Source organism: Pseudarthrobacter sp. MDT1-22 (assembly GCF_054511035.1).
On sequence record NZ_JBTNDK010000024.1, the window covers coordinates 47,564 to 58,055 of the forward strand.

Consider the following 10,492-nt stretch of genomic DNA (forward strand, 5'->3'; position numbering starts at 1 on the left):
TGAGGCGCGCAATCACCTCAGGCGCGCAATCACGTCAGGCGCGGAACCCCACAATGGGGAGGCTCGCCGTCGGGGGTCCGCTGGGGAAGACAGTGCGCTCCGGAACCTCAACAGGCTCCAGGGCAATCCGGACCGGTTCCGCGCCGATGCTGAGCACCTGGCCGCGGACATCCACGTCGAGCGGTCCGCCGCTGCGGACGCTCAGTGTCAGTGCACCGGCGTCGAGCTCCACCAGCAGCAACCGGCCCTGGATCTTCAGGTGGAAGGACAATGCCTCCCACCCGGCCGGGAGCCGCGGATCGAAGAACGGCAGGTGGCCCTGGTCCCGGAGCCCGGCGAAGCCGGAGACCAGCGAGCTCCAGACACCCCCGGCGGAGGCGATATGCACGCCGTCGATCGTGTTGCCGTGGGTGTCGTCCAGGTCGATGAAAACGGCGTTCGTGAAGTGCTCCAGGGCGGCCTCAGGGTGCCCCACCTCGGCAGCCATGATCCCCTGCACGCAGGCGGACAGGGTGGAATCGCCGGTGGTGATGGGATCGTAAAAATCGAACGCGCGGCGCTTCTCCTCGGCGGAGAAGTCCTGCCACTGCAGGAACATGGCCAGCACTGTGTCTGCCTGCTTCAGCACCTGGTGCCGGTAGATCACCAGCGGGTGGAAGTTCAGCAGCAGCGGGTACTTGGACCGGGGGGTGGTCCAGTCCCACGGCTCCAGGGTCATGAAGTCGTTGTCCTGCGAGTAGACCTGCAGGTCTTCGTCGAAGGGCAGGTGGATGCGGGCCGCGGCCTGCTCCCACAGCTCGCGTTCGGCGGCGTCGATCTCCGGGTGGTCCAGCGCCGCAGCAGCGCGCAGGTTAAAGCGGGCCATCACGTTGGTGTAGAGGTTGTCGTTGACAACCGCCGTGTACTCATCAGGGCCGGTAACGCCGTGGATGTGGAAGGCCCCGTCCTTGCCGAAGAAGCCCAAGGCGGCCCACATGCGGGCGGTTTCGATCAGGAGTTCGGCACCCATACCCTCGCGGAAGGTTTCGTCGCCGCTGGCCCACAGGTAGCGGTTGGTGGCGAAGGCGATGGCCGCTGCGATGTGGAACTGCGCTGTGCCGGCGGCGTAATAGGCGCTGGCTTCCAGGCCGTTGATGGTGCGCCACGGGAACAGTGCGCCCTCCACGCTGAGCTCCTTGGCCCGGATTTTGGCGGCTGGCAGCATGTCGTGCCGGAACTCCAGGACCTGACGGGCGCCGTCGGGGTTCGTGTAGGTGAGGTAGGGCAGGAGGTAGACCTCCTGGTCCCAGAAGTAGTGCCCCTCGTAACCCGATCCGGTGACCCCCTTTGCGGGGATGCCGGCGATGTCCGCCCGCGCGGTGGCCTGGGCCAGCTGGAACAGGTTCCACCGGATGGCCTGCTGGAGCTCGGGCTGGCCACCCACCACGATGTCCGAGGTGTCCCAGTACGCGCGGTAATGCTCGCGGCTCTCGGTGAAGATGTCCTCCACAGACCGGAGCCCGGCTTCGGCGGCCTCCGCCGCGTCCCGGTCCGAGTCCTGGACGCCGCGGCCGGCGGCATAGCTGACGCTCTTTTCGAGCCGGAAAGGCTCGTCGGCGCGGACGGCAAGGACGTACCGGACGCTGCTGTCGTCTTCGCCTGCAACGGTCTCAAAGGGCTGGTGGCCGGCGGAAGTCCAGTGGTCCACGGCGATTCCCACGCGCTGCCCGGATTCCGCCGCTTCCCAGGAGAGACGGAGCGAGCCGTCGCCGCCGTCGGTCCTTACCGGCAGGAGAACCCGGCCTGCGTGCCGGCCTGCCCGGCGCGGGTCATGCGCCGAGTGGTCCTCCACAGGCTGGTCCTGGCGGTTGATGACGGAGGACGTCACGTCGGCGGAAACCTCGCGGTCCGCGGCGACTTCGAGCGAGATGCCCAGGCTGCCGCGTGAGGCGAAGCCCACGGCGCGGCGTTCTGTGGTGGTCACCGTGGCGCCGGACCGGCACAGCCACGTGATCCGGCATTCGTAGATGCCGGTGGCGAAGTCGACGGAGCGGCGGTAGTCCAGCACGGCTGATTCGGCGAGGGTCAGGCTCTCGCCGTCGATGATCACCGTGAAGTTGTTCGCGTCAGGGATGTAGATGATCCGCTGTCCGGTCCGGGCGAAGCCGAACGCGTTCTCCGCATGCTTGATGTCCCAGATCTCATGGAGGCCGTTGATGAAGCTGCCCGGAAGGTCTGCGTCCGAGGCCGCCCAGTGCGCACCGCGGATACCCAGATGGCCGTTGCCCAGGGCAAAGAGCGTCTCAAGGGTGCCCGCGCTGCCCGGCTGGTGCTGTGTTTCCACAAGCTGCCAGGAGGTGTTGGGGAACCGTTCACGGTCCGCGGTGATAAGAGCCATGGTGTTGGGGTCCTTTGGCGTTGTGCGTTGCGGGGAAGTGCTTCGTGCCTGAGGCCGGGGGAGCGTCAGGCGGCGATGACTGTTAGAGCAGTTCGTCGAGGTCGTTGACCACGCTTGTGGCTCCGGCGTCGAGCAGGGTCTGCCGGCCGGCGCCGCGGTCCACGCCGATCACCGAGTGGAACTGCCCCGCGTGTCCGGCCTGGACACCCGAGACGGCGTCCTCAACCACCACGCATTCTTCGCTGGGCAGGCCCAGCAGTTCCGCGGCGTACTGGTACGTGGCGGGGCTCGGTTTGCCGGGCAGGCCCTGGGCCGCAGCCACCACACCGTCAACCACTATTTCGAAGTACCCGTTCAGGCCGGCGGCTTTAAGCACAGCCGGGGCGTTCCGGGATGAGGAGACGACGGAGACCTTGAGTCCGCGGTCCACGGCGGCTTCCAGGAAGCGCACCGAGCCTTCAAACGGCTCGACGCCGGCGCTGACGATGTCGTTGAAAACCTTGTTCTTCCGGTTGCCCAGTCCCTGGACGGTGGCGTCCTGCCCGGGGATCTCGGCGGAATCTTGACCGGTGGTGCCGTCACTGGGCTCGCCTTCGGGCAGCACGATGCCGCGGGACGCCAGGAAGTCCCGGACGCCGTCGAACCTGGGCTTGCCGTCGATGTGATCGAAGTAATCGTCCTCGCGGTAGCCGGGCACATCCGGACGGGACGCCAGGAAGCCCTCGAAGAGTTCCTTCCACGCCTGTTCGTGGACAGTGGCTGTGGGGGTCAGCACGCCGTCGAGGTCGAACAGGATGGCGGAGGCAGTGGTCCAGCTGGTGCTTTGGGTTTTCAGAACGTCAGTCATGCGCGGTGTCCTTTCAGACGGCGGGCAACAGGCGGGATGTCACGGGCGGGATGTCACTGGGCGGAAAGTAGTGGGGCTATGTAAGCGGGGGCTGTGCATACAGGCGGAACGTGGAAGGGCTGGCAGAAAAGCGGCGGGCAGCAAGGAGGGGTCCAAGCAAGGAGCGGAGAGGGGCGGCCACGATGCCGCCGGGGTCAGCAGAGGCGGCTAAGGGCCACGGTAAAACCACGGCGGGCCGATGGGCTGCTGTTTAACGTCTTCTTCCATCATGAGCGCCTTGGCACGGCCTGACAACTTGGCGGAGCAGGCATCGCGGCGCAAGGCGAGCAGGAGGCCTGGATAGAGGCCTGGCACATGGCATCTGTCCGGCTGCCCTTTCCGACGGTTTCCAATGGCCAGCAAAGAGCCGGCCACCGACGAGTGTAAGCGCTTACAAATTTCGCGCGCAACTGTTTTTTCTCATATTGCGATACGGGGCACACGCCCGGCCGGGCACAGGGTTCAACCGATCACGCGCTTGGACCGATGACGCAGTTCAGCCGGGCACGTAGTGGCGCAGGAACGCGCTGACGTCCACCATCTCCGACTTGCTCATGGCGTGGCCCATGCCCGGATACGTCCTGGCGGTCAACCGGGTGTTTTCGTTCAGCCATTGTCCGGTGTAGGCCGTGGCGTCCTCATTGATCACCAGGTCCGCCTTGTCCCGCCCCCAGAAAAAGGGCGGCGGGGCCGTGAAGGATTCGGTCAGGGACAACAGCTCGTTTTCCAGCACAAAACCGGAAAGCCCAACCGTGGCCTTGTAATCCGCGGGATGGAGCCGGAGCAGCGTGCTGGCCATGGCCATCCCCTGCGAGTAACCCAACAGACTCACGCTGCTGTGCTGGCCCCTGACGGAGTTAATCCACGCCTGGACGGTGTTGGTGGCCGCGATGACATCCGCGAAATCGTTGGCCAGGAAGTAGTCCAGCAGGAACCAGCCGTAGTGGTCGCCGATCACCATGGGTGCGCGCAGGGCAACACAAGTGAACTCGGCCGGCAGGTATTCGAACAGCCGCACCATCCGCGACTCATCGGTGCCGTAGCCATGCATCATGACCAGCAGCGGCGTGCCGTCCCGTTCGCTTTCCGGCTTGGACCACGTAACTGTTTCCATCGGATCAGCGTAGCCAGTCCAGCGGGCCAGCGGCTCGCATCGACTCCTGCCGCGAATGTGCCGGAAAAGCCGCCCGCCGTGCTTGGCTCTCTATTCTGCCCCGGACCCGAGGTGCCCGGCCGCATCCTGCTGGACCGCAGCAGCCTTGGATGAGAAGTCGGCGATGGTCCGCAACTGCTCGTCGCTGTAGCCCTCCAGCAGGGCCGCCAGCCCGCCCATGAAATCCAGGAAATAGGGCGCCGCGGCAGAGGCCTGGTCACCCACCAGTTCGATCAGCACCTTGCGCCTGTCCTCCTGATGCCGGACGCGCCGGGCCACACCCTTGGCCTCAAGCCGCCGCATCAGGCCGGTCACGGATGCGGGGGCCAAGCCCGGCCGCTCGCCGAACTCCCCCGCCGTCAGGGGGCCGAAGCGCATCAGAATGTCGATCGCCTTGCCCTCGGTGGCCGAGAGTCCCTGCAGTTCGGAGAACGAAATAAATCAGAAGGAGAACAGCCATGTTGAACTGCCTCATCATCGGGTCCGGCGTCGCAGGGCTGGCGACGGCCCTGTCACTGCAAAAGGCGGGGCACACGCCCGTTGTCTTCGAAGCGTACGGCGGCCCGTCGGACGGCGTCGGAGGCTTCCTTACCGTCGCCGTCAACGGCTTCGACGCCCTGGACACCCTTGGGCTGAAGCACGCCGCGGCAGGGCTGGGGTTCAGCACGCCGCGGATGTCCATGTACCTGGGCTCGACGGGACGCCACCTGATCGACTTCAAGTACGGCGGCGCCCTGCCGGACGGGACCACCGCCCGCACACTGACGCGCTCCGAGCTATACGGACTGCTCCGCACGGAAGCGACGCGGCGGGGCATCCGCATCCTGTACGGAAAGGGGCTCAGCTCCGTGACCGAAACCCCCGACGGCGTGACCGCAGGATTCGACGACGGCACGTCCGCCGAAGGCCACCTGCTGATAGGCGCGGACGGGCTGCGGTCCACCGTCCGGACTGGGTCTACCGTCACCACATCGACTGGGGAGCCGGGCACGACTCGGGATTTGAGGCCAGCGTTCCGCCCAACACCGGACACATAAGGTAGCCTGACGCTGGAAAGCATGCTTAGCAAGTGCGGCGCACAGGATGCTGCCGCGCGTAGTACCGCCCCTCCAAGATCAGCGGACAACAAGGAGCAAGTCATGAGAATCGGTTCCTCCATCTTCCTTATTGCACTCGGCGCCATCCTGGCCTGGGCCGTCGCCCCGGGACTCATCCCCTTCATAGACCAGGTCATGGTTGGCTACATCCTGATGGCTGTTGGCGTGATCGGGCTGATCGCCTCCCTCATCCTGGCCTCACCGGGCCGCAGCCGCCGGGTCAGCGAAACCCGTTCGGTGGTTGATCCCAACACCGGCGAGCGCATCACCCGCAACGAAAGCCGCGACGGCGGTATCTAGGCTCCACAACCACCCGGACGCCGGGCCGGACCACACAGGCCCGGCCCGGCTTTTCCGTTCCGCGCGAAGACCCGGCCTGCGGACTTTGTTTCTTGTGGGTTTCCATTGACAAACCAACATAAGCGAAGATAAAGTCAAGTAATTCAACATCATGTGATGCCAATCACTGGACGTCACAGCCGCTGGGATTCAGCACTTTACGCAATGGAGGGTACGTGTTCGCCGAGGAGCGCCAGCAGAAGATTGCCGAGCTAGTCGCGGGCACGGGCCGGGTCAGCGTGACCATGCTGGCGGAGCGCTTCCGCATCACCACCGAAACCGTCCGCCGCGACCTCGCCACGCTCGAAACCACCGGCACCGTGCGGCGGGTCCACGGCGGAGCAGTTGCGGCCGACCGCTTCAGCACCACCGAGGAAAGCATCAACGAACGGACCATCCAGCGCCCGGACCAGAAGATGCGCATCGCGCAGACTGCACTTGCCCTGATCCCCCAGGCCTCGTCCGGCAGCATCCTGCTCGACGCCGGTTCCACCACCGAAGCGTTGGCCGACCTCCTCTCCCGCCGCGCCGCCGTCGAACCTTCCGCCGGCGAAACTGGAGCCGAACTGGTGGTCATCACCCACGCCGTTCCCATCGCAGCCAAACTGTCCAGCGCTCCCGGAATCGCCCTCCAGATCCTGGGCGGCCGCGTGCGCGGCCTCACCCAGGCCGCCGTGGGACAGTCAACAGTGGAGGCCGCGCAGCGGATGCGCCCGGACATCGCCTTCATCGGCACCAATGGCATCCACCCCACCTTTGGCCTCAGCACGCCCGATCCTGAAGAAGCCGCCGTCAAGGCAGCCTTCGTCCATTCGGCACGCCGCATCGTGGTGCTGGCCGATTCCTCCAAGCTGGACGCAGAAACCCTAGTCCAGTTCGCCTCCCTGAAAGATCTGGACACCTTGATTACAGACAGCGAGCCCAGCCCCGAACTGGCGGCAGCCCTGACCGAGGCCGGCGTCGACGTGGTGATCGCGTGATCGTCACCTTCACGGCCAACCCCAGCCTGGACCGCACGGTGGCCCTGCCCGGACCCCTGGAACGCGGCGAAGTCCAGCGCGCCGTCTCGGTCAGCCAGGAATCCGGCGGCAAGGGCGTCAACGTCTCCCGCGCCCTGGTTGCCTCCGGCCTGGAGACCATCGCGGTGCTCCCGGGCGCCGCGAGTGATCCCGTCCTCGCCGGGCTGCTCCACGATGGCGTGCCGTTCGCGGCCCTTCCCATCGACGAGCCGCTGCGAACCAACGTGGCGCTGACCGAGCCGGGTGGCGTGACCACCAAGATCAACGAGCCCGGCCCGCGGCTGAGCGAGGACCAGCAGGAAGCCCTGATCGGCCTGCTGCTGGAACGCGCCCGCGGCGCCAGCTGGGTGGTCCTGGCCGGTTCCCTGCCTCCCGGCTTCCCGGCCGACTTCTACGCCACCGTCACGCGGCGATTGCGGGCGGCAGCCAACGGCGGCGCCCCGCTGATCGCCGTCGACTCCTCCGGCGGCCCGCTCGTCGCCGCCGTCTCCGGCATCTCGCCGGACGGCACGGCACAGCATGGCACGTCACAGGACGGTGTGTCCGGGAAACCGGACCTCCTCAAACCCAACGCCGAGGAACTGGCGGAACTGGCTGCTGCAGCCGGCTTCGCCACGGCGTTTACCGCAGACGAACTTGAAGCGGATCCGGAATCTGCTGCAGCGGCCGCCGCCGCCGTCGTGCGTTCCGGTGTGGGTGCTGTGCTGGCAACTCTCGGATCCAAGGGAGCTGTCCTAGTAACGGCCGACGGCGCGTGGCTGGCCACGCATCCGCCGGTCGCCGCGGTCAGTACTGTCGGCGCGGGCGATTCATCGCTGGCTGGCTATCTGCTCGCACACGGCCAGGGCGCCGCCCCGGCCGATTGCCTCCGTCAGGCAGTGGCACACGGTGCCGCCGCCGCCTCCCTGCCGGGTTCCACTGTCCCGGCAGTCCACCAAACCACCCCGGATGCCGTAACCATCACGGCCCTTCGAAAGGATTGACAGTGACTCAGCTCATCACCACCGAACTGGTCGAGCTCGACCAGAACCTGGGCACCTCGCCCGAGGACGTGATCCGGCACCTGGCCAGCAAAGTAGCTGCCACCGGCCGCGCGTCCGAAGTTGAAGGACTCTTCGCCGACGCCTTCGCCCGCGAACAGAAGACCGCCACCGGCATCCCCGGCGGCATCGCCATCCCGCACTGCCGCTCTGCTGCGGTCATCGAACCCACGCTGGCCATGGCCCGGCTCAACCCCAAGGTTGACTTCGGCGCCAAGGACGGCCCCGCGGACCTGATCTTCTTCATCGCCGCCCCCGACGGCGCGGACCAGGAGCACCTGAAGCTGCTGTCCAAGCTGGCCCGGTCCCTGATCAAAAAGGACTTCACTGCCGCGTTGCGTGCAGCGTCTTCCCGCGAGGAAATCGTGGAACTGGTGGACGGCGCCCTGGCGGACAAGCCGGCGTCGCACGCTGCCGCTCCTGCGTCCGATGCCGCTCCTGCTGAGGCAGCCGCCGGCGCGGGCGCCGCTGCTTCCGCTGCCGGGTCTGCGGCCCGGCCGAAGCGCCTGGTGGCTGTGACCGCGTGCCCCACCGGCATCGCCCACACCTACATGGCAGCGGACTCACTCGTCGCCGCGGCCAAGGAAGTCGGCGTGGACCTGCAGGTGGAGACCCAGGGTTCCTCAGGCGCCAAGCCACTGGACCCCTCCGTCATCGCCGCCGCCGACGCCGTGATTTTCGCGGTGGACGTGGATGTCCGGGGCAAGGAACGCTTCGCCGGCAAGCCCGTCATCAACGCGCCGGTCAAACGCGGCATCGACGAGCCGGACAAGATGGTCCAAGAGGCTCTCGCCGCGGCTGACAACCCGAACGCACGCCGGGTTCCGCACTTCGGTGCCGAGGAACAGGCTGATAATGCGGCCATGGAAAAGGGCGAGCACATCGGCCAGAAGCTGAAGAAGGCCCTGCTCACGGGCGTCAGCTACATGATCCCGTTCGTCGCCGGTGGCGGCCTGCTGATCGCCCTGGGCTTCCTGATGGGTGGCTATCTGATCACTGATTTCGCCGATGCAATCGTGGTGGACAACAGCATCTTCAACCTGCCCACCGAATACCCTGACAACGCGTGGGGCCCGCTGGGCGCCTACCTCGGTGCCGTGCTCTTCAAGATCGGCGCCCTGTCCATGGGCTTCCTGGTGCCCGCCCTTGCGGGCTACATCGCCTACGCAATCGCTGACAGGCCCGGGATCGCCCCAGGCTTCGTCGCCGGCGCCGTAGCTGGATTCATGGGTGCAGGCTTCCTCGGCGGCATCGTCGGCGGCTTGCTCGCCGGCTACGTCGCCCATGTGATTGGAACCTGGGCCGTACCGCGCTGGCTCCGCGGCCTGATGCCGGTGGTAATCATCCCGCTGCTCGCCTCCTTGGTTGCGTCGGGCCTGATGTTCCTAATCCTGGGTGGCCCGATCGTCGCCCTCACAGCGGGACTGAACACGTGGCTGTCCGGCCTTACCGGCGCCAGCGCCATCGCCCTGGGCATCATCCTGGGTCTCATGATGTGCTTCGACCTCGGCGGCCCGGTCAACAAGGTCGCCTACGCCTTCGCCGTCGCCGGCCTTGGTGCCGCAACGCTGGACAACCAGGCTCCGTGGCAGATCATGGCCGCCGTCATGGCTTCAGGCATGGTGCCGCCGCTGGCCATGGCGCTGGCATCAACCGTCCTGGACAAAAAGCGCTTCAGCCTCGCCGAGCGTGAAAACGGAAAGGCTGCGTGGCTCCTGGGAGCTTCCTTCATCTCCGAAGGCGCCATCCCGTTCGCCGCCGCCGACCCGCTCCGCGTTATCCCCGCCAGCATGCTGGGTGGAGCAGTCACCGGCGCCATCTCCATGGCGGCAGCCGTAGGATCCAAGGCCCCTCACGGAGGAATCTTCGTGTTCTTCGCCATCGACAACTTCCTGATGTTCGTTGTCGCGATCGCGGCTGGAACCATCGTCACCGCCCTGGCAGTGATCGGTCTCAAGCGCTGGGCCGTCCGCGAACCCGCTGCTACCGTGGAGTCCGTTCCCGCAACCGTCTGACCCGGCCGTACACACCACAGATTCACGGCGCTGAACCAACAGGCGCCGAAAGAAAAAGGAGCAAGAATGTCAGAACGCACCGCAACCGTCGCCAGCCGAGTAGGCCTGCACGCCCGCCCCGCCGCCATCTTTGCGGAGGCCGCCGGCGAGTTCGACCTGGACATCACCATCGCCCGCCAAGGCGAGCCGGTCGATGAGGCAATGGACGCCGCGAGCATCCTGTCCCTCATGAGCCTGGGTGCCGCCCACGGCGACGTTGTGGTGCTCCGCGCCGAAGGTACCGGCGCGGATGACGCCCTGGCGCGTCTGGTTCAGATCCTGGAAACGGATCACGACGCCGAGTAGCGGCTTCACGCCGGCGGCCGCCGTTGCGCCTGTCCCCTCTTTGGGGAAGGTACGACGGCGGCCGCTGGTTCTTAAGCGTCTGGCCCAACTAGGTAGCAGCAAGTGTCGTTACGGACGCGGCAAAGTCAACTGGTGGAAGCAACGCTGGGTGGTTATGCCGCTTGTAGCAGCTGGTTCAGCCGGTTGGCTGGGGTTTCGAGGTTGAGGGTGGGCCGGGGTCG

At 66.5% G+C, this 10,492-nt stretch carries 10 protein-coding genes; 6 read left to right on the forward strand and 4 right to left on the reverse strand.

Annotated features, from left to right (window positions below; genetic code table 11):
- Positions 1-34: 34 nt before the first annotated feature.
- From ACX80M_RS16815 to ACX80M_RS16830, 4 genes are all read right to left on the reverse strand, one after another.
- Positions 35-2,377, reverse strand: a complete 2,343-nt coding sequence (locus tag ACX80M_RS16815) for a glycoside hydrolase family 65 protein (protein ID WP_459310014.1) — start codon at positions 2,375-2,377, stop codon at positions 35-37.
- An 82-nt stretch (positions 2,378-2,459) separates the two neighbouring features.
- Complete coding sequence (locus ACX80M_RS16820; protein WP_252600619.1) at positions 2,460-3,224, reverse strand: HAD family hydrolase; 765 nt, start codon at positions 3,222-3,224, stop codon at positions 2,460-2,462.
- Between the two features lie 535 nt (positions 3,225-3,759).
- Positions 3,760-4,377, reverse strand: a complete 618-nt coding sequence (locus ACX80M_RS16825; protein WP_252600621.1) for an alpha/beta hydrolase — start codon at positions 4,375-4,377, stop codon at positions 3,760-3,762.
- A gap of 90 nt (positions 4,378-4,467) precedes the next feature.
- On the reverse strand, positions 4,468-4,854 hold the full coding sequence (locus ACX80M_RS16830) for a MarR family transcriptional regulator (protein ID WP_459310016.1): 387 nt from the start codon (positions 4,852-4,854) through the stop codon (positions 4,468-4,470).
- A gap of 20 nt (positions 4,855-4,874) precedes the next feature.
- Between ACX80M_RS16830 and ACX80M_RS16835 the strand changes: the two genes are divergently transcribed.
- The 6 genes from ACX80M_RS16835 to ACX80M_RS16860 all read left to right on the forward strand — a co-directional run bounded on the left by ACX80M_RS16835 (position 4,875) and on the right by ACX80M_RS16860 (position 10,271).
- Complete coding sequence (locus ACX80M_RS16835; RefSeq protein WP_252600623.1) at positions 4,875-5,453, forward strand: FAD-dependent oxidoreductase; 579 nt, start codon at positions 4,875-4,877, stop codon at positions 5,451-5,453.
- A 102-nt stretch (positions 5,454-5,555) separates the two neighbouring features.
- Positions 5,556-5,813, forward strand: a complete 258-nt coding sequence (locus ACX80M_RS16840; protein WP_056348963.1) for a DUF6458 family protein — start codon at positions 5,556-5,558, stop codon at positions 5,811-5,813.
- A gap of 215 nt (positions 5,814-6,028) precedes the next feature.
- Complete coding sequence (locus ACX80M_RS16845; protein WP_252600625.1) at positions 6,029-6,832, forward strand: DeoR/GlpR family DNA-binding transcription regulator; 804 nt, start codon at positions 6,029-6,031, stop codon at positions 6,830-6,832.
- Positions 6,829-7,854 (forward strand): 1-phosphofructokinase family hexose kinase, encoded by a 1,026-nt coding sequence (locus ACX80M_RS16850; RefSeq protein WP_252600626.1) that lies wholly within the window; start codon positions 6,829-6,831, stop codon positions 7,852-7,854. The genes ACX80M_RS16845 and ACX80M_RS16850 overlap by 4 nt, the downstream gene beginning before the upstream one ends.
- A gap of 2 nt (positions 7,855-7,856) precedes the next feature.
- Positions 7,857-9,926: a PTS fructose transporter subunit IIABC gene (locus ACX80M_RS16855; RefSeq protein WP_252600628.1), complete on the forward strand. Its 2,070-nt coding sequence runs from the start codon at positions 7,857-7,859 to the stop codon at positions 9,924-9,926.
- 66 nt (positions 9,927-9,992) lie between these two features.
- Positions 9,993-10,271, forward strand: a complete 279-nt coding sequence (locus tag ACX80M_RS16860) for an HPr family phosphocarrier protein (protein ID WP_056348975.1) — start codon at positions 9,993-9,995, stop codon at positions 10,269-10,271.
- Positions 10,272-10,492: the final 221 nt, after the last annotated feature.

Bases quoted from the DNA above. Each gene is read 5' to 3' on its own strand.
- ACX80M_RS16815 (WP_459310014.1), bottom strand. From the start codon at position 2,377: ATGGCTCTTATCACCGCGGACCGTGAACGGTTCCCCAACACCTCCTGG.
- ACX80M_RS16840 (WP_056348963.1), top strand. From the start codon at position 5,556: ATGAGAATCGGTTCCTCCATCTTCCTTATTGCACTCGGCGCCATCCTG.
- ACX80M_RS16825 (WP_252600621.1), bottom strand. From the start codon at position 4,377: ATGGAAACAGTTACGTGGTCCAAGCCGGAAAGCGAACGGGACGGCACG.
- ACX80M_RS16820 (WP_252600619.1), bottom strand. From the start codon at position 3,224: ATGACTGACGTTCTGAAAACCCAAAGCACCAGCTGGACCACTGCCTCC.
- ACX80M_RS16860 (WP_056348975.1), top strand. From the start codon at position 9,993: ATGTCAGAACGCACCGCAACCGTCGCCAGCCGAGTAGGCCTGCACGCC.
- ACX80M_RS16835 (WP_252600623.1), top strand. From the start codon at position 4,875: ATGTTGAACTGCCTCATCATCGGGTCCGGCGTCGCAGGGCTGGCGACG.